Here is a 20,042-nt window from a genome sequence, read left to right on the forward strand (position 1 = left end):
TCTATCTCAATCAATTCCTTATCATGAAACGAACCATTCTTTCATTCATCCTTTTATTGTCGGCTATGACAGCTTTTGCGCAGAAACCCAAAAAGGAAATACTATACCTCGGTACCTATACGCAGAAGGGCGAGGGTATTTATGTGTATGAATTCGACCGCAGCGACTATTCCTTCAAGGAGTTGCAGGTACTGACGAGCAAAACCAGCCCCTCATTCCTTGAATTTCATCCCAACAAAAAGTACCTCTACGCCGCCAATGAGGGAAACAGCACGGTTTCGGCCTATGCCATCGACCAGACTTCCGGCAAACTCACCGCATTGAATACCCAGCCCGCGCAAGGCCGCGGTCCGTGCCACGTCAGCGTTGATCCAAAGGGTCGTTTCATTTATTTATCGAACTACGGAAGCGGCGACCTGGCTGTGTACAAACTGAACCAGGACGGCAGCATCGGCGCACTGGCCGACACCATTCAGGACAAAGGCCGTCCAGATCAGAAGCCGCACATGCACTCGATTATTCCTTCGGCGGATGGCAAATACATTTACGCTTCCGACCTGGGCATCGACAAGATCATGGTGTACGCCGTTGATCCAAAGACCGGCAAACTCACTCCCGGTGCCGTTCCTTATGCGGAAGTGAAAGCCGGCGACGGCCCACGCCATTTCGCGATCCATCCCAATGGCAACTTTGGCTATTCCGCCGGCGAGCTGGCTTCCGTCGTGAATTCTTTTAAGATCGTGAAGGGTAGCGGTGCATTGGTGCCGTTCGAGCGTGTGACCATGCTGCCTGCGGATTTTACGGGTAAAAGCTACGCTGCGGATATTCATTTCTCGCCCGACGGCAAGTTTCTCTACGCATCCAACCGCGGCCATGAAAGCCTCGCGATTTACGCCGTGGACGCCAAAACCGGCAAGCTAACGGTCGCCGGCCACGCGGATACGCACGGTAAGCACCCCCGCAATTTCCTGATCGACGCGAAGGGTGAATTCGCGATCGTAACCAACCGCGACAACGACAATGCGGTGTTCTTCAAGCGCGACGCTGCGACAGGCCAATTGACTTATACCGGGAAAGAGATCAGCGCTCCTACGCCTGTATGCGTGAAGCAACTGTTCCTCAACTAGTTCGACACCCGATACCGCCTCCTTAGGAAATGGGCGCCAATGGCTGAAAAAACAATATTGAATAAATTTTTCAGCGATTGGCGCTTATTTTCTATCAACTTTTTTAATTTTAGAAATCCTAATGCTATTCTTCGTTATTATTTAAAATACACCAAAGAAAATATTATTATTTTGATGTCTGGCACAAAAATTGACTTGTACAGATTCTAAATAAGCTAACATTAGCCGATCACTCCGGGCGCCCCCGACAAGGTCATTGAATAAAGTTTTGGAATTACCTGATACCCAATTTAGCCACAGTTTATGATGAACGGCCAGGATGATTTACTTCTTATTTCCCTGATCAAGCAAGGAGATAACCGGGCGCTGGACTGCCTCTTCCGGAAATACTATTACTCACTATGCCGTTTTGCCACTTACCTCAACAACCGTAAGGACCTCGCAGAAGAAATCGTAGCCGATGTTTTTTTCAGGATCTGGGAAAAGCGCGACAGCCTGACGGTCGAAAAGAATGTCCGGTCCTACCTCTTCACGGCCACGCGGCACACCTGCATTAACTACATGAAGCAGGAAAAACACATCATGGAGGAGCTCAGCGACGATATTATCGAAGAAACGCCCGGTCCGGACGATGAATTGATGTATCACGAGCTCGAAACCCGCATTACCGACCTCATCAATTATCTCCCGCAAAAAAGAAAGGCGATCTTCCAGCTCAACCGCTTCGAAGGATTTACCTACAATGAAATCGCCGAAATCCTCTCCCTTTCTGCCAAAACAGTAGAAAACCAAATGGGCAAAGCCATTAAGCAGCTGAAACTTCTGCAAAAAACTTATCAGATTTAAAAAATATTCTGGAAGGATGGGGGTATGCCCATTTTTTCTTTGTCCTAACATTAGAAAGCTCTGAATTTGATGTCCGATCACACACCATGGCCCCTTATCGCCAAGTATTTGGCTGGCGAATGCAGCCCGGAAGAAAAACTGGCTATGGAATGGTGGCTTGAAGAATACGATAACCTGCTGTTGTTCCGGCAGATAGAAGCGGCGTGGAAGCAGGAAAAAGAACCGGAAAACGATCCGGTATTTGGCCTGGACAGCGGGCTTTCGAAGCTGCACGCCAAGATGGCCGAACAGGAAAGCCGGCCCGAAGAAGAAATGCAGGAGCGACCCCGGTATTTCAAGCTGAGCTCATGGATGGCCGCCGCAGGGGTTTTGCTGGCAACAGGGCTGGGATATTTCCTGGTAAGCAAGCAGCATGATTCACAGGGCATTGCCCGCGTGCCCATGGAAACCCGCACCAGCGGCTCCAAAGACATTGTGAGCGTAGAACTGCCCGACGGGACGCAGGTATGGCTCAACAAAAACAGTAAACTCGAATACCCGAAAGCATTCGACGGGGACGAAAGGAAGGTTTATCTGCAGGGAGAAGCGTTTTTCGAGGTAGTACCCAATCCGGAGAAACCGTTTATCGTGAAAAGCGAAAAGATTTCGACGAGGGTTTTGGGGACGTCGTTCGATGTAAAAGCCTATAATGGGAACGAGACTGCATCGGTGTCGGTTGCGACCGGGAAAGTTGAGGTTAGTAAGGAAATCGAGAAGGGTTCCCCCATCCGCATTACGCAGCTCACCCCGCAGCAGGAACTGGTGATTAACACCGAAAAAGATGAAACGTATATAGATATCGTTAGTACGTACGACATTGGTGCGTGGCGTAAGGACCAACTTGTCTTCCGAAACAACACATATAGTGAAGTAATCGCCAGACTCGAAGAGCACTACGGTGTTAAGATCACTTTGACGGATAAAAACTTAAACAATTGTCGCGTTATGGCTAACTTCAATGAAGGGGCCACATTAAAGGATGTGCTAAAACTGTTAAGCATTTCAAATTCGTTCCGCTACAACGTTGTGGGTAACGAGGTTATCATTCGCGGCGGGGCTTGCAGATAAATCAAAAACAAACATATACAAACACAGGCTATCAGCCTTCGCGTGTAAACATCCCATTTACCGATCAGAATTACCATGTGCAGTTTTATATAATCCCTCAATTCCTAATTTAACCTTTTCTACCCAATCGTATGAGCAAATTATTACCAGTACAACACCGCCATGCCGCCAGCCGGTATTGGAAGTTATTCGTGCTGATGATCATGACCCTGTCGATCGTCAGACCGGCTTTCGCGACGAACCCCGGCTCTGTTCAGAGTATCGAGGAAGTAAAGATTTCACTTTACCTTAAAGATGTCACTCTGCAAAAAGCATTTTTAGCTATTGAGAAAAAAAGTGATTTCAAGTTTGTCACCAGCATCGAAAGAATCGACAAAAAGAAACGCATTTCAGTTTCCCTGGAAAGTAGAACGGTAAAAGAGGTGCTGGAAACTATACTGGCCGGAACAGGACTTGGCTATACCCAGATTAACAATAACATTGTAATCAACGACAAACCGGTTTCGCGTGCCACCGTTATTGAAACTCCTGTTTCGACTCCGGCAGCAAAGACACTCGCCCAAGAGGTAACCGGAACAATCAAAGACGCCAAAGGCGCTGGTGTTCCGGGAACCAACATCCTGGTGAAAGGAACAACTACGGGTACGACCACCGATATCAACGGCAAGTTTTCGATCAACGTACCTGATCCTAATTCGGTCCTCATCATTTCTTCTATCGGTTATACCAGTCAGGAGATCACCGTCGGCGGCCGCTCGGTGATCGATATCGTTTTATTGGACGATGTAAAGCAACTGGGTGAGGTTGTTGTAACTGCGCTTGGCATTGAAAAGGATGCTAAAAGCATGACTTATGCCCAACAGAACGTCGGCGGTGAAGAGCTTACCCGAGTGAAAGACCCCAACATGGTAAACTCACTCGCCGGAAAAGCAGCCGGGGTAGTAATCACAAAGGGAACCGGTGGACCAGGCTCCTCTTCCAAAGTACTTCTCCGTGGCAACAAATCCATTACAGGCAACAACCAGCCTTTGTATGTGATCGATGGTATCCCAATGAACAATGCGAATGGTTCGCAAGGAAGCACCCTGTTCGATACACGGGATGCAGGTGACGCGATTTCAAACCTTAACCCTGAGGATATCGAGAACATTTCGATTCTCAAAGGAGCTTCTGCGGCTGCTCTGTATGGTAGCCAGGCAGCAAACGGGGTTATTCTCGTAACCACTAAAAGAGGACGGAAAGGGCATGCATCAATCAATTTCTCTTCCACCGCCAATTTTGAAAACCCGATTGCGTTGCCGCAGGTACAAACTTCATACGGACAAGGTTACGGCGGCGTTGCCAACACCGCGGTCAATGACAGCTGGGGCCCTAAAATTACCAACGGCAGCGACAAGCACCTGAAAGATTTCTTCAACACCGGCAAGACTTTCGTAAACAGCCTTTCCATTACTAATGGCAATGATATCGGCCAATTCTATGTATCTTATGCCAATACAAAAGCGAACGGTATTGTTCCGGAAAACGACTACAACCGCCACAACGTAAACCTTCGCGGAACAACACAGCTCTTCAACAACAAGCTCTCTCTTGACGCATCGGTCAATTACATTGAGCAAAAGGTATACAATCGCCCGCAATCGGGTTTCTATTACAGCCCTATTTTCAGCCTTTACCTGTTCCCGACCGGTGATGACTTTTCTAAATACAGCGGTAACAATTTCGAGAAATGGGATCCTGCCCGCCTAATGAACGTGCAAAACTGGCCGTATATTAAAAACGAAGCCAGCTCTAATCAGAATCCTTACTGGCTTTCCAAACGCAACCAGACCGACCAGTTCCGCAACCGTACCATCTATGCATTCTCTGCTAAATGGGCAATCACCGACTGGCTGAACCTGCAAGGGCGCACGACCTACGACAAAGTACAGGACACTTATGAACTGCGCCAATATGCCTCTTCCGACCCGACACTCGTAGGAAGCAATGGCGGATACCGCAAGAATCTCACCAACACCGACCAGTTATACTCGGACCTTTTGCTGAGCGGAACGAAGACATTCGGCAAAGATTTGTTCCTTTCTGCTACTTTGGGCTTCAGCAACACGCAGAATACCTTTTATGATATGAACGTAGGTAACAACGGCGCAACCAACACGCTCTCTTACCCCAACTATTTCTCGGTATACGCGTTGCAAAGTCTTACTGGTCAGGGTTTCTTCAATGCTACTGAAAGTTTGCAAAAAAGACTTTCACAAGCACTTTTCGGAACTGCCACAGTAGGCTACAAGGAAACTTTCTTTGTTGACCTGACCGCTCGCAAAGAATGGTCTTCAACTGTAAACCAATCATTCTTCTATCCTTCGGTGGGGCTCTCATACGTATTGACTGAACATTTGAAGCCTAGCAATATTCTTTCGTTTGCAAAGGTCCGTGCATCTTACGCAGAAGTGGGTAACGCATTGCCATTTGGGGTTGCCAACTGGACACCACCCTACTCGTTATCGAATGACGAAAACGTAAATGGCCGCGGCACATTGCCATTTTTCAGTGGAAGCGACACCACCAGCCTGAAACCGGAGCGCACTCGTTCCTACGAAATCGGTACCGAATTGCGTTTTTTCAAGGATAAGTTGAGCTTCAACCTCACTTATTACAATGCAACAACTTACGATCAGGTATTCCAAATTCAGGCCCCGGCTGGTGCGGGTGCTTCCAACTTCTGGATCAACGGTGGTACGATACGAAATAAAGGCTTCGAGTCGACATTGAGCTACAAGGCAGATCTCGGCGGCGGCCTTACCTGGACCCCTGCATTAAACTTCTCCCGAAATGTAAACCAGATAAGAGAGCTCAGTAGTTTGCTCAAATCCGACTGGTTTGTATTACAAGCCGGCGGAAGCACACGGATGCTGCAACTCTTCCTGACCCGGCCGGGTATTCCTAACCTCGGTGGACGCGAGTACGGCTCATATGGCGATCTTTTTGGAAAAACCTACCAAAGAGATGCCAACGGGAATATCAAATACAACGAGACCACCGGCCTTCCGCTGCTATCCGCCGGAACCGACCAATACCTCGGCAATGCCAACCCCAAGTTTTTGTTGGGTTTCAACAACCAGTTTAAATACAAGAATGCAACGCTTTCATTCCTGGTAGACGGCCGTTTCGGAGGCAAAATAGCTTCCATGACAGAGCAATGGCTGGACTTCAAAGGGCTGTCGAAAAGATCTGGCGAGGCGCGCGACGCAGGAGGGGTGAATGTTAACGGCAAAACGATCCCGGCCGAAACATACTATAACTTTATTTCAGGTAAAGGTGATGTAGCGGCTGCCGCAGAAGAATACATGTTCAGCGCTACCAACGTACGTATGCGTGAGCTCGCGATCGGCTATACATTCCCCAAGGTATCAAAAGCCATCAAGGACATCAGCGTTTCTTTCATCAGCAGAAACTTATTCTTCTTCTATAAAGACGCTCCGTTCGATCCCGAAGTCAGCATTACCACCGCAAACGCCATGCAGGGAATCGAAGGGTTCAGCATTCCTGCAACCCGCTCCTATGGTGTAACAGTTCGTGCAACCTTCTAATAACTATCGTTCTCATGAAATTCTTTATAGAAAAACATAAATACAACGTACTGGCCCTCGGATGCCTGCTTTCAGTATCGTCGTGTACAGACTATATGCAAACCCTGAATCAGGACGAGAAGCTCATAACCGATGAGCAGCTTGTTCAGGATGCCAATGAGGGAGGTATTTTGCTTCCACTAATGATGAACCGCATCGTCGCTACGACTACGGCGGTACAAACCCAGCAAAACCTGCAAGCCGAATCGTTCGCAGGTTATCTGGAAACGCCAACGCCGTTTCTGAACAATGAAAACACGACTACCTACTTCATGGTCGATGGCTGGAACAACACGGCGTGGAATACCTCTACGCAAAACGTCATGGACCAATGGCTGCAAATGTGGAAGAAAGGCTATGAAACCAAATACCCCGATTTGTATGCAATCTCTCTGATTATTAAGGTAGCCGCTGCGCATCGCCTGGTAGATACATTCGGCCCTTACCCATACACCAAATATGGCACCGCTGCACAAGTCGCATTTGACTCGGAGGAAGAGGCTTATACCGCATTCTTTGCTGAACTGGACAAAGCGGTGACGGCACTCAAAGCAGCCGAAGCAGCTAACCCGAATGCCGACAAGACGCGTTTCGCAAAATGGGACAAATCGTCTTTGTTGGGTGAATATACCAACTGGATCAAACTGGCTAACACTTTGCGCCTTCGCCTGGCGATCCGCATTTCGAAAGTGAAACCGGATATGGCCAAAACAGAAGGCGAAAAAGCAGTAGCAGCAGAAAGCGGAGGCTTGCTTACCGACGTAGGGTTTTCTGTCACACCTACTACAACTAACCCGTATTACACCATGGCCAACGCGTGGTCAGATACACGGTTGTCGGCAACCATCGAAACTTTCCTGACCGGGTTCAACGATCCGCGCCTTCCACTCTATGCGGTACCTGCAACCGACGCGGCGGCGGGCGGAAAGATCAAAGGGATTCGCGCCGGCTCCGACAGACCGGAAAAAAGCCGTTACCAGTTCTATTCACTGCCAAATGTATCCACGACATCGCCGGTGAAGCAGGTCGATGTGGCTGAAAGCTATTTCCTGAAAGCGGAAGGCGCATTACGCGGCTGGAATATGGGGGGTACAGCCCAGAAATTCTATGAAGATGGAATCAAGGCGTCATTCAAGGCTAACGGAGCCAGTGGAGTTGAAGAGTATTTAATGGGCACAAGTACCCAAATCGCCTACGTTGATCCCAAAAACACCGCAAACAACCTTCCAGCACAGACGAAAGTGATTGTAAAGTGGAGCGATGCTGACAACTTTGAAACCAAGCTGGAAAAAATCATCACCCAAAAATGGATCGCACTGTATCCGGAAGGTACCGAGGCCTGGTCTGAATTCAGAAGAACCGGTTATCCGAAACTTTATCCGGTAGCCGTAACCAAAAACCCGGACCTGCCTGCCGGTACGTTTATCAAACGGTTAACTTATCCTTCGGCGGTAACCAATTCCAGTGGTGACGCCGTTAAAGCGGCCGTAGCGACGCACCTTGGCGGAAAAGACAGTGCAGCGACCCCTATCTGGTGGGATGTAGATTAAAGTAGACGAGTAGTAAGAAGTGCCTTCCGCAACATTTTCGTCGGAAGGCACTTTCAAAAAACACCCAATCGGAATAAAAAGGCATCGAAACAGGTATTGACCAAAGTTTATTTTTTAATTTTTTGATTATTAAAAAAATAATCCTACCAAACAGAGTATAGGGCCCCATAAAACGCATCCTTCCTCTGCATACTGTCTCAACCTCTTTTGTAAAGCCTTTAACCAATCTATTCAGTCCTTAACCAATATGATAAACCGTAGAGATTTAATCAAGCATCTGTCCACAGTTCCCCTCCTGGGCGGATTCCTGGGCAATGGCACCGCCGAGGCTGCCGGCCTGCTGGCCAAGGCGCCCGTGCGTAACCTCGCCAAAGAACTGGGCATTCGTACTTTTATCAATGCAGCGGGTACCTACACTATGATGACCGGTTCCCTCATGCAGGACGATGTGGTGGCGACGATCCAGGGCGCGGCAAAGGAGTTTATGATGCTCGATGAAGTCCAGACCAAGGTTGGCGAGAAAATCGCCGCGATTACCCACGCCGAATCCGCGGTAGTGACTGCCGGATGCTTCTCGGCACTGACGCTCGGCCTCGCGGGCGTGCTTACGGGCATGGATCAGAAGAAAGTGGAGGCATTGCCGCATTTGGAGGGCACCGGCATGAAGTCAGAAGTGATTATTCAGAAAGGCCACAACATCGGCTATTCACATGCATTGACCAACACAGGCTGCAAAATCGTGCAGGTTGAAACGGTGGAGGAATTGCAGAAGGCTATCAATGAAAAGACCGCATTGATGTGGTTTCTCCATATTCAATCCGATAAAGGGCTGATTAAGCACGAGCAGTGGATCGAAATCGCCAAAAAGAACGGCATTCCTACCATGATCGACATGGCTGCCGACGTGCCGCCGGTTGAAAACCTCTGGCGTTTCAACGACCTGGGCTTCGACCTCGTGTGCGTATCAGGCGGGAAAGCGATGCGCGGACCGCAAAGCGCGGGTATCCTCATGGGTAAAAAGCAGTATATCGATGCAGCCCGCCTCAGCATGCCGCCGCGTGGCTCGACCATCGGTCGCGGTATGAAAGTGAATAAAGAAGAGATCCTCGGCATGTATGTCGCACTCGACAATTTCGTGAAGATGGATCACAAAAAAGAGTGGAAAATATGGGAGGACCGCGTAGCGACGATCGAGAATGCTGTAAAAAGCGTGAAAGGGGTCGCGACCGAGGTAACCGTGCCTGAACTGGGTAACCACACCCCCACATTGAAAGTATCGTGGGATGCTGCCAAAGTGAGCCTGCCTGTGAAAACATTACAGGAAAGCCTGCGGAAAGGCAACCCGTCGATTGAGGTAATGCCCGGTGAGAACAACTCACTGACCATTACCACCTGGATGCTCAAACCGGGCGAGGAGAAAATCGTGGCGTCCAGATTGAAAGAAGAACTGTCGAAAGCAGTTGTTTAAATATGTACAGTACCATTTAACTCTTCCTAAACCCAAACCTTTTTCAAGAAGTAAAATGCAACACAGGTCCATCCTTTTCATTTTTCTGGCATGTCTGCTCGGTGTGGCTTCCCATGGCCAAACGTACAGCGTCCTGATCAAAGGCGGCACGGTGATCGACCCGAAGAGCAATATCAATCAGGTGATGGATGTCGGTATTTTCGAAGGGAAGATCAAAAAAGTGGCGAAGGATATCGATCCGAAGGAGGCTCGCCAGGTGGTAGATGCCAAAGGGATGTATGTTACACCCGGATTGATCGATATCCATGGACACGTGTTTTTTGGTACCGAGCCAAACCATTACCTCAGTAATGGTTTGGTGGCGTTACCACCCGACGGCTTCACCTTCCGCGTTGGCGTGACAACGATCGTCGACGCGGGCGGTGCCGGCTGGGACTCGTTCTCAGAGTTTAAAAACAATGTAATTTTCAATTCCAAAACCCGCGTACTCTCGTTCCTGAACATCGTGGGGCAAGGCATGCGCGGCGGAAACTGGGAGCAGGATACGGCCGATATGGACCCGAACCTGGCCGCAGGCGTCGCCATCAAAAACCGCAACGATGTGGTCGGTTTCAAAGTAGCGCATTTCCAGGGTAAGGATTGGAAACCGGTGGACAATGCGGTGAAAGCCGGTAAATTAGCCAATATGCCCGTCATGGTCGATTTTGGAGGCAGCACTCCTCCCCTTCCCCTCGAAGAGCTGTTCATGAAACACCTTCGCCCGGGCGACATTTATACACACGCATACACATTGCTCGAAGGCAATATCAGAGAAACGATTGTGGACGAAGCGACGCAGAAAGTAAAACCATTCGCGATCGAGGCACGCAAGAGAGGGATTGTTTTTGACGTGGGTTATGGCGGCGCGAGCTTCAATTATTCGCAGGCGATCCCGGCGATGAAAGCCGGCTTTTACCCTACTACCATCAGCACCGACCTCCATACCGGCAGCATGAACGGCTCGATGAAGGACATGCTGAGCATTATGTCGAAATTCTATAACATGGGAATGGATCTGCCGGCGATTATCAAAGCCAGCACCTGGGAGCCCGCGAAAGTGATCCACCGCGAGCAGCTTGGCCACATTTCCGAAGGCGCCATCGCCGACGTCGCCGTTTTTTCAATGCGGAAAGGCAACTTCGGCTTTTACGATAAAACCGGTTATAAGGTAACCGGCAAAGAAAAACTGGAATGCGAGCTCACCGTAATGGGCGGAAAAATAGTTTATGACTTGAACGGCATTACGGAGCCGGTATATTTGAAGTAGTACTTCGGCAGTCGGCTATCGGCTATCAAACCCAAAAAGTCGACTGCCGACAGCCGATTGCCGAAGGCCCCTAAACCCCTCTTTAATTGTCCTATGTTTAAGAAACGCTTAAAACTGTCTGCTTCCCTCCTGATGCTGCTTGGGCTCGGGTTTACGCAGCATTCCGACCGGGATTTGCCGGTGGTTAATACCAAAAATGGTGGCTTGTTCCTGCCGGATGGGTTTGAAGCTACCGTGGTCGTCGACAGCCTCCCGGGTCGCGCACGGCACATTGCGGTGAATGACAACGGCGATATTTATGTGAAGGCACGTTTTGCGGACAAAGGTGAGTCCGTTATCGCGCTCCGCGATACCAACAACGACGGACGGGCCGATATTATCAAGCGTTTCGGCGGTGCTGCCAAAGAGCGTGCCTACGGAACGGCTATGCGCATTTACAAGGGTTACCTGTATTTCAGTTCCGAACTCGTTGTTTATCGCTACAAACTCACTCCCGGGAAGCTCGTTCCCGAAAGCCCGGAAGAAGTGATATTGACCGACGACCACCCGCACGGTATGCACGAGCACATTGCAAAGCCGATCACATTTGACGACAAGGGCTTTATGTACGTGCCTTTCGGTGCCAATTCCAATGCCTGCCAGGAGCAAAACCGTACGCCCGGCTCCAAAGGTATGGACCCTTGCCCGATCCTGGAAGACCACGGTGGTATCTGGAAATTCGATGCAAACAAGACCGGGCAGTTGCAGAAAGACGGTACCAAGTTTGCAACCGGTCTCCGCAGCGTAGTCGCATTGGACTGGAATTTCCAGGACAACAATTTATATGCAGTGCAGCACGGCCGCGACGACCTTTTGCGCCTCTGGCCGCAGCTTTATAATGGCTGGCAGAGTGCTATGCTGCCGTCCGAGGAGTTTTTAAGGATTAAAGAAGGTACACACGCCGGCTGGCCCTACTGCTACTGGGACCAGATGCAGGGCAAGAAAGTACTAAACCCGGAATACGGGGGTGATGGTAAAATTGTGGGTCAATGCGACCAGTATGAGAAACCTTTGATCGGTTTCCCGGGCCACTGGGCACCTAATGACATCCTTTTCTACCAGGGCAGCCAGTTTCCGGAGCATTATAAAAACGGATCATTCATCGCATTCCATGGCTCTACCAACCGGGCTCCGTATCCGCAGTCGAGCTATTTCATTGGTTTTGTACCTTTTAAAAATGGCCAGGTAGCCGGTGAATATGAGATTTTTGCCGATGGTTTTGCGGGTCTCGACCCCATCGTGAACGTAAGCGATGCGGTTTACCGCCCGATGGGTATCGCCATGGGCCCCGATGGCTCGATCTACCTTGCCGAGACAGAAAAGGGCAAGATATGGAAAGTAACCTACAAAGGCAACAAGAAGAAATTCACGAAAACGGCGTTGGCGAAAATGGAGCAGCGCAAAACGATGACGCACATCCGCACGCCCGATTTTGTAAATGATAACCTTGACAAAGACAAACCCGTTGCAGGCGGAAAAGTTTACAGTGTATATTGCACTGCATGTCATCAACGCAACGGCATGGGCGACTCGCAACGCTTCCCCCCACTGGGAGATGCCGAATGGGTTACGGGCGATAAGGAACGGCTGATTAAGGTATTGTTGAATGGATTGGAGGGGCCGATCGAGGTAAAAGGGCAAGCCTACAACAACGTAATGCCGCAACACAGCTTCCTGAAAGACGAAGAAATTTCAGAGGTATTGACCCACATCCGGAGCAATTTCGGAAACAACGCAAGCCCGGTCACAACCGAAGAAGTGGCCAAAGTTCGGGCGTCGATCAAGTAACGAGATATTACGCCGTTCATCTTCCAACCCCGTTTAAGCGGATATTACTCTCCGGCAATTGAGTATTCCTTTGAAGGGGTTGGAGGAAGAATGGCAAAAGTAACTAATTCACCATTTCTGTATATTCATGTTGAAAAACAACATTATAGCCGCAAGCTTTATTATGCTTTCCGGAATAGGCCTCGCGGGGTTTTCTTCCGAAAAGCATATTTTCACACACAATGCCCAGGAGCCCTGGAAGGCACCCGCCTGGGCTGATACGCTGAAAAGCCCCTACCACGAAGAACCACTAACGCTCGCGCAAGGCGAAGAACTATTTACCTTATACTGCTCTTCCTGCCATGGAGAAGGCGGTTATGGCGACGGCGCCGCTGGCGGTGCATTGGGCCAAAAACCCGCCAATTTTCATGACACGCTTGTAAAAGCGCAAAGCGATGGCTCACTGTTCTGGAAAATGTCCAACGGGCGCGGTAACATGCCACCGTTCCAGGATGTGTTCACGGCCGAGCAGCGCTGGCAGCTCGTCGCGTACATCCGGCACTTGGGCAAACAAGAGTGATGTAGTACTTCGGCTGTCGGCAATCGGCTATCAAACTTAAAAAGCCGACAGCCGATTGCCGACAGCCGACAGCCAAGTCAAAATCCCCTAAACCCCATAAAAGACCACTATGTTACATTACAGCCGCATTATTAAATCCGGATTCACGTCGGCGCTCGCCCTGGGCATGACGTTCCACGTTTTCGGACAACAACGGGAGGTCACTACTTCCGTCCCCAAAGCACTTCGCGACGACATTACCATTGAAGAGTACATGAAAGTTGAACCGGAAGCGGTGCGCCTGATCCAGCACCCGATTACCGGTGAAATGTACTACACCACGTTTTTCGGTGATGTGGTTAAAATCGTTATCGAGGATGGCAAGCCTGTGAGCAAAAAGCTGCTATCCGTTGAAGACCACGGTATTCCCCGCCTGCAAGGTGCCGCATTCCATGGCAATACGCTCTTCCTCGCCGGGAACGTGAGCGTCAACAATAACAAAGGCAATAAAGGCCGGATGGTCCGCTACGAAATGAAGCAAGGCGCGGGAGCACCCGGTGCTGACAAACCGGAAATGACGGTCGTTTTCAATACCGTTGAATACGGCGCCAACAAGACCACCTTCGACCACGGCTGGAATGCGCTGGAAATCAGTCCGGACGGCAAATACATTTACGTCAACACCGGCGCTCGTACCGACCACGGCGAGGTTCAGGATAACGGCGGCGAATACCCCAATGCGCGCGACAATGCGCTCACTGCGAACATTTTCCGCTTCCCGATCAATTCCAAAGATCTGTTGTTGTCCACGGATCTTGCCAAGCTGAAAGCCGACGGCTACATTTTCGCGGAAGGCATCCGTAATGCCTACGACATGGCTTTCGATGCAAAAGGTAACCTCTTTGCCGTTTCCAACTCCGGCGACTACGACCATCCCGAGGACATGTTCTGGGTGCGGAAGGGCCATCACTACGGGTTTCCCTGGGTAATGGGCGGCATCGAAAACCCTCAGCAGTTCCCGGACTTCAACCCCGACCCGGAAAAAGATCCCTTCCTGAGCAAGTTTGCATTTGCATTCCTCATGAAGTACTTCCACAACGACCCCGACTTCCCGAAACGCCCAGCCGGCGTGAAGTTCTCGCCTTCGGTGCAGAACATGGGCCCGGACGCCAACGAGTACCGCGACCGTAAAACCGGCGTGGTCATGGACGGCGACACCACCGGCGTTACTGTGGGAACGTTCAATGCGCACTCGTCGCCACTCGGTCTTTTCTTTGATACACACAACGCATTGGGCAAAGAGTTCACCGGCGACGGCTTCGTGATCCGCTACACGGGTGGCCCGCGCAACGGCGTCGTCAACCCGAACCCTTTGCGCCGCTACGGCAAAGACCTGCTGCACCTGGAAATGGTTTACGACAAAAAGACCGACAATTATAAAACCAAAACTACCAGCATTATCAACAACTTCACGGCTCCTACCGATGCCCTGCTAATTGGTAACACGCTGTACGTCATCGAGTACGGAGGCAAGCAAGGAGGTAACAAGGCCGGTGGAAGCCTTTGGAAAATAACACTGCCTGCCAACGACAAACTGGCGAAAAAAGCCAAAAAGAAAACTTCGTAATACATCTCGTTCTACATATAACTCTAATTAATCTGTTATGAAATCTGAAAGAAGATCTCTTATCAAAAAGCTTTTTGCATCGGTTGCCGGCATCGCGGGCATCGGCGCTGCATCAAAAGTGCAGGCAGCAATGCCAGCACCTGCACCTGAAAAAGAAGTGGGCGACGTGGAAATGTATCAGGATGTACCTCTTTTCTCGGGCCATACCAAATTCAATAACCTCGTTTTCGTGGCCGGTAAGGGAGCACACTTCGATGGCGATATTACTGCTCACACCAAGCACGTACTCGATGAGCTGGAAAAAGAGCTGATCAAAGCGGGTTCTTCGATGGAAAAAGTACTGAAATGCTCCGTATTTCTCCATGACTTGAACGATTACAAAGCCATGAACGAAGCTTACAAAGGTCGTTTCGGCAGCAAACCACCATGCCGCACTACGGTAGCGGTATACGGCGGCGTTCCAGGCGACTCACTCGTTGAAATCGACTGCATCGCTTACGTTTAGAATGGGGAGAAAGGGAGGATGGAGAAAAGGAAGAAAGGAAAGAAGTCATTGTCTTGTTTTCTTCTCCTCCATTCTCCATCCTCCATTCTCCCTTTCCTCCTTTTTTCCTACTTTCAAAAGTAACTATTTTACTCCTATCAACCACTTACGGCATTTTTGACGAATTTTTATTTTGGAATAATACAATTAAACAGGATTAAATTCGCTCACAAAAAATAAAGTCGGACTTATATTTTAGATTATGGCTATTTAACAGTTAATTTGTTTAACTGACCCGATAAGAATTGAACAAGAAACAACGCATCGCTGAGGAGAATGAAATTCTTTTAAATCTCTGGCACCAAAGCCAGGCAGGGGACAGTCTGGCATTTTGCCAGCTAGCCGACAAACAATACCGCACGCTCTTCAACTACGCCTGCAATTTCACCTCCGACAGAGAGTTCATCAAAGACGCCATCCAGGACCTGATGATCCACATCTGGGAACGGCGCCAGAACATTCAAATACAGTTTGTTACCATCTACTTCCTGCGTGCTTTGCGCAACCAGCTCATGCAGGAATTCCGCCGCAGCAACGGCTCGCACCCATTCATCGACATCGACGAAGCTCGCCAGATTTCCGATTATCAGACAGTCGAAACCGAAATTGAACGGAATGAACTGATGAGTGAAAATCAGGTCAAAGTGCGGTGTGCCATCGAAGAGCTTCCGCGCCGCCAAAAGGAAGCCGTTTTCCTCAAATACTTCGAAGGAATGGACAACGAGCAGATCGCCGATCTCATGCAGGTGAACAGGCAATCGGTCGCAAACCTCCTTTTTAAAGCGATCACCGCGCTCAAACAGCACATTCATCCGATCAGTAATCTGCTGTTCCTTTGCTTCGCGCTGCAATTCTAGCCGAATTTCCTTCGCTCCCCCGAAGCCTTTGCCAAATTTTTACACGATGTTGCGGCTGCATGCAACCGGGCCTTTATTTAATGCATCTTTTCGGCAACCATCCCTAGCCCATGCAACAAACCCCTAGCCGAACCCTCTGGATTGACTACCTCCGCTCATTTCTGACCGTACTGGTGGTTGCTCACCACTCATCTCTTGCCTATACCACCTTTGCGAGCTTCGACAAGGTTGCATACATCCGGTCTACGCACCCGGTAGTCGACACACAGCGCTGGATTGGACTGGATATTTTTGAAAACTTCAACGATGTGTTCTTCATGTCGTTGATGTTCCTCATCGCAGGATTATTCGTCATCAGGAGTATTCAGCGAAAAGGCACCGGCGCCTTTGTCCGTGACAGGTTCTACCGGCTATTCCTTCCATTCCTGATCGGCGGCACGCTCCTGAACCTTGTTGCACATTATCCTTCCTACGTGCTCGCCCACGGGCATATGGGCGCGCTCGCATACGTGGAGGATTTCTTCATCGTCGAGCAATGGCCTGTCGGGCCGCCATGGTTCATATGGGTGTTGTTTGTGTTCAACATCATATTCGCGTTCATTTACATGGCTTGCAGGTCAAAATTCGAAAGTGCCAAAAGCACAGAACCGCGAAGCTACCAACCGGCCATCCTGATCATTTGCGCGTTCTTGTTCACATTTGCATTGTACGTTCCATTCGCATTCTGGCTGGGGCCCTATAAATGGACCGGATTCGGCCCCTTCGATTTCCAAGTCAGCCGCGCTGCATTGTACTTCGGCTACTTCCTGCTGGGAACGTGGCTTGGCCATGTGAATTTTAACGAAGGAATGTTCAGCCCTTCCGCTCCGCTCGTCTGCCGCTGGCCGCTCTGGATATTCATGTGCGGACTTCTATATACGTCACTCACAGTTGCGTCACCCTACCTGACTACCCTCGTCAAAACCGGCACCCTTTCCGAATTCCCGGGATACCTCATTTACTTTACTATTTATACTTTGTCCTGCACATTCAGCTGCATTGCTTTCATGACTACATTCCGTGCGTTGGCCAAAAGGCACCACCGGGCCTGGGACTCACTTTCCGAACACGCATATCTCATCTACCTGCTGCACTACCCGTTTGTACTCTGGACGCAGTATGCATTGCTTGACGCACCCTTTTCTGCGTTCGGCAAGTTTCTGATTACACTACTTGCAGCATTTCTTGGAAGTTGGGGCATCAGCATCCCGCTGAAGAAAATAAAGTGGATAGAAAAATACATTTAGCGCAACGAAAGAGATCACTACTTTCTGGCACTGACAGCACCTCTTCCAAACAGATATCCCAAGGAAGTACCTGCAAATGCCAGCGCTTTCAAACCCGCATCAGACCAAAAATGTGCCTCGGCAGGCTTTCTGTATGCGGCAATCAGACAAGTTCCGAAAATCACAAGGCCAGAAAGGACGCCAATCAATGCGACGAACGTTTGTGTATTTCGCCCGTCACCGAAGAACCAACCCAAAAAGCCAAGGTCTGTACTTCGCATATCTTTTTCATGCCGATTTTGCTCTTTTGCAATTTCGAACTCCATCTGACGAGCTGCAAGTTGCTTCTCCCCTAGCTCTACGTCTGTCTACTCGGCCTTTACAATTCCCCTTTTAGCCTGAATCCTTTTAGACTCCATATTCGAAAGAGATCCGGTTTCTGATCACCGGCACAGATACCACGAACAATTCCGAAAGCTGGGTGGCAGAAAACTCTTCCCAATACTTATTGAGCATAAACCGCGGTACTAACAGGTTGGCTGCAAACGCATTAGCTTCTGCCTCCTTCGGATCGTCCGTGCGCACATCACCTCGCATAAGCACTTTATAATCAGAGGATTTTGCCCATTCAGCGTGCAATATTCTATGACCCAGCTCATGCGCGATCGTGAAAGTCTTCCTCAGGGGATATTCGTCCTTGTTCACGAATATGGTATCCTCCTCGAAATCGTAAAAACCCGATATGTTGTTAAGATCTTTCTCAAATTCGACAAAGGAGATCTTTACACCAAGAGCCTTCGCAATGTCCATCGGATTGACGGGCGGCTTCTCCAATCCAAACTGTTGCAACAAACGAATGGCCTCTCCTTTCGCTCTTCGATAGTCCGGCGTCATATAATATCTCATATCAGTTCCTCTACCTAAGTTAACAATTTATTTTCCAGATTTATCTTCGATTTGTTTCATAAAAATACAACCCGGTTCCAGGATTATCAAATTTATGATACCCAAAAAATCAATCAATGAATATTCGGTGGATATATGTAAACCAACGGCTAGTTACCCGGGTTTTCATTAGTTGTTCCGCATTTTTATTCGCCCTTCCAAAATTTTTCAAAAATTAATTTCCGAAAAGAGAGTATCGGCGTAATGTTCTCGCATCCTTATTAAAATTAGCCGCATTATTATTTGCCTGATATGCTCCATTACCGCAATTTTCTTCCGGAGGAACTGGCCGCCGATCCATCTTTCAGACGCTGGGTGTTGTTCAACAACCCTGCCGATGAAGCCCTGTGGGACGAGTGGTTGGAACAGAATCCGGATAAACAGGACCTCGTTAATCGCGCCCGGAACTTCCTGGCGGCGACGGAAGCGGCATTCGACCGTATTTCGGATGAGGAAGTGGCTAATGAAATATACAGGCTATCGCACGCCATTGGAGAAAACAACGCGAAAAAATCATCCATTTGGCTGCGTTTCAGACCCAACTGGTACCATATGGCGGCTTCGGTGCTGATCCTCATGTTTGCGGGATGGTGGTACAACAAGCAGACCCTTTCTCAGAAGCAATCGGATCAGTATAAAGTGATACTCAGCCAGATCAAGGAGCCGCTGATAGAAGCGGTGAACTCCGGGAAAGAGGCTAAGCTGGTAATTCTCGAAGACGGCAGCTCGGTGCTCTTGCAACCCGACAGCCGCATTACCTACCCGCGCCGGTTCGAGGGCCGCAAACGGGAGGTGTTCCTGAGGGGGGAAGCGTTCTTTGAAGTGGCCAAAAATCCCGACAAACCGTTCTACGTGTATGCACATACGCTTGCAACGAAAGTGCTGGGAACAAGCTTCAAAGTGAGTGCATTCGACGACCAGGAGGTGAAAGTGGTGGTAAAAACAGGTAAAGTATCCGTATTCCCGATGACGAAGGAAGCGATTGCGAGCCAGCATGCGGATGACAAGCTTGGTGGAATGGTACTGACCCCCAACCAGCAGATCACATTCGCACCCAATGAGTTACGACTCACCCGAAGCCTCATCCCAGATCCTAAACTGCTGGAATTACCAATACAGAGACAATCATTTGAATTCAAGGGAACGCCAATCACCGAAGTGTTTGCGGCATTGGAAAAATCATACGGTGTGAAGATCGTGTTCGATGCGGAAGTGATGCAGAACTGTTACCTGACCGCCTCGCTCTCCGACGAACCGCTGTTCGAAAAGATCAACCTGATTTGCAAGACGATCGGCGCACAGTATGAACAGCTCGATGCCAGCATCATCATCAACAGCAAAGGATGTTATTGAAAATACCTTTCTCTCAATACTTTATGACAAATTCACCCTTGCCTATGACCCAA

At 49.4% G+C, this 20,042-nt stretch carries 16 protein-coding genes; 14 read left to right on the forward strand and 2 right to left on the reverse strand.

The features are described from left to right. The first annotated feature begins 23 nt into the window (after window positions 1-23). The 13 genes from J2Y43_RS21070 (at window position 24) to J2Y43_RS21130 (ending at window position 17,712) form a co-directional block, all read left to right on the forward strand. Window positions 24-1,127 carry a lactonase family protein gene (locus tag J2Y43_RS21070; RefSeq protein ID WP_309987799.1) on the forward strand — a complete coding sequence of 368 codons (1,104 nt, stop codon included), beginning with the start codon at window positions 24-26 and terminating at the stop codon, window positions 1,125-1,127. A 303-nt stretch (window positions 1,128-1,430) separates the two neighbouring features. Further along, window positions 1,431-1,973: an RNA polymerase sigma factor gene (locus J2Y43_RS21075; RefSeq protein ID WP_291194596.1), complete on the forward strand. Its 543-nt coding sequence runs from the start codon at window positions 1,431-1,433 to the stop codon at window positions 1,971-1,973. 69 nt (window positions 1,974-2,042) lie between these two features. Then, complete coding sequence (locus J2Y43_RS21080; RefSeq protein WP_309987797.1) at window positions 2,043-3,080, forward strand: FecR domain-containing protein; 1,038 nt, start codon at window positions 2,043-2,045, stop codon at window positions 3,078-3,080. Between the two features lie 131 nt (window positions 3,081-3,211). Next, window positions 3,212-6,670 carry a SusC/RagA family TonB-linked outer membrane protein gene (locus J2Y43_RS21085; protein ID WP_309987796.1) on the forward strand — a complete coding sequence of 1,153 codons (3,459 nt, stop codon included), beginning with the start codon at window positions 3,212-3,214 and terminating at the stop codon, window positions 6,668-6,670. A 14-nt stretch (window positions 6,671-6,684) separates the two neighbouring features. Continuing rightward, window positions 6,685-8,259: a SusD/RagB family nutrient-binding outer membrane lipoprotein gene (locus J2Y43_RS21090; RefSeq protein ID WP_309987794.1), complete on the forward strand. Its 1,575-nt coding sequence runs from the start codon at window positions 6,685-6,687 to the stop codon at window positions 8,257-8,259. Window positions 8,260-8,506: 247 nt separating this feature from the next. Beyond that, complete coding sequence (locus tag J2Y43_RS21095) at window positions 8,507-9,727, forward strand: aminotransferase class V-fold PLP-dependent enzyme (protein ID WP_309987792.1); 1,221 nt, start codon at window positions 8,507-8,509, stop codon at window positions 9,725-9,727. A 55-nt stretch (window positions 9,728-9,782) separates the two neighbouring features. Beyond that, a complete protein-coding gene (locus tag J2Y43_RS21100; protein WP_309987791.1) occupies window positions 9,783-11,033 on the forward strand; it encodes an amidohydrolase/deacetylase family metallohydrolase in 1,251 nt (416 codons plus the stop codon). 93 nt (window positions 11,034-11,126) lie between these two features. Continuing rightward, on the forward strand, window positions 11,127-12,860 hold the full coding sequence (locus J2Y43_RS21105) for a PQQ-dependent sugar dehydrogenase (RefSeq protein WP_309987789.1): 1,734 nt from the start codon (window positions 11,127-11,129) through the stop codon (window positions 12,858-12,860). A gap of 127 nt (window positions 12,861-12,987) precedes the next feature. Continuing rightward, window positions 12,988-13,419 (forward strand): cytochrome c, encoded by a 432-nt coding sequence (locus J2Y43_RS21110; RefSeq protein ID WP_223403199.1) that lies wholly within the window; start codon window positions 12,988-12,990, stop codon window positions 13,417-13,419. A 109-nt stretch (window positions 13,420-13,528) separates the two neighbouring features. Further along, entirely contained in the window at window positions 13,529-15,025 is a 1,497-nt protein-coding gene (locus J2Y43_RS21115) for a cytochrome c class I (protein ID WP_309987786.1), read from the forward strand. 37 nt (window positions 15,026-15,062) lie between these two features. Further along, on the forward strand, window positions 15,063-15,530 hold the full coding sequence (locus tag J2Y43_RS21120) for a RidA family protein (protein ID WP_309987783.1): 468 nt from the start codon (window positions 15,063-15,065) through the stop codon (window positions 15,528-15,530). 284 nt (window positions 15,531-15,814) lie between these two features. After that, window positions 15,815-16,426, forward strand: coding sequence for a sigma-70 family RNA polymerase sigma factor (locus tag J2Y43_RS21125; protein WP_309987781.1), 612 nt, complete (start codon window positions 15,815-15,817; stop codon window positions 16,424-16,426). Between the two features lie 110 nt (window positions 16,427-16,536). After that, the gene (locus J2Y43_RS21130; protein WP_309987779.1) at window positions 16,537-17,712 is read left to right on the forward strand and encodes an acyltransferase; all 1,176 of its coding nucleotides are present in this window, start codon (window positions 16,537-16,539) and stop codon (window positions 17,710-17,712) included. A gap of 17 nt (window positions 17,713-17,729) precedes the next feature. Here J2Y43_RS21130 and J2Y43_RS21135 read toward each other — a convergent pair whose 3' ends face one another. Together J2Y43_RS21135 and J2Y43_RS21140 are read right to left on the reverse strand one after the other, a co-directional pair. Next, window positions 17,730-18,017: a hypothetical protein gene (locus tag J2Y43_RS21135; RefSeq protein WP_309987777.1), complete on the reverse strand. Its 288-nt coding sequence runs from the start codon at window positions 18,015-18,017 to the stop codon at window positions 17,730-17,732. Window positions 18,018-18,099: 82 nt separating this feature from the next. After that, the gene (locus tag J2Y43_RS21140) at window positions 18,100-18,585 is read right to left on the reverse strand and encodes an ImmA/IrrE family metallo-endopeptidase (RefSeq protein ID WP_309987776.1); all 486 of its coding nucleotides are present in this window, start codon (window positions 18,583-18,585) and stop codon (window positions 18,100-18,102) included. A 303-nt stretch (window positions 18,586-18,888) separates the two neighbouring features. Here J2Y43_RS21140 and J2Y43_RS21145 point away from each other — a divergent pair, with 303 nt between their 5' ends. Beyond that, a complete protein-coding gene (locus J2Y43_RS21145; protein ID WP_309987774.1) occupies window positions 18,889-19,989 on the forward strand; it encodes a FecR family protein in 1,101 nt (366 codons plus the stop codon). The last annotated feature ends 53 nt before the right edge of the window (window positions 19,990-20,042 follow it).

This window comes from Dyadobacter sp. BE31, assembly GCF_031457695.1.
Classification (GTDB): domain Bacteria; phylum Bacteroidota; class Bacteroidia; order Cytophagales; family Spirosomataceae; genus Dyadobacter.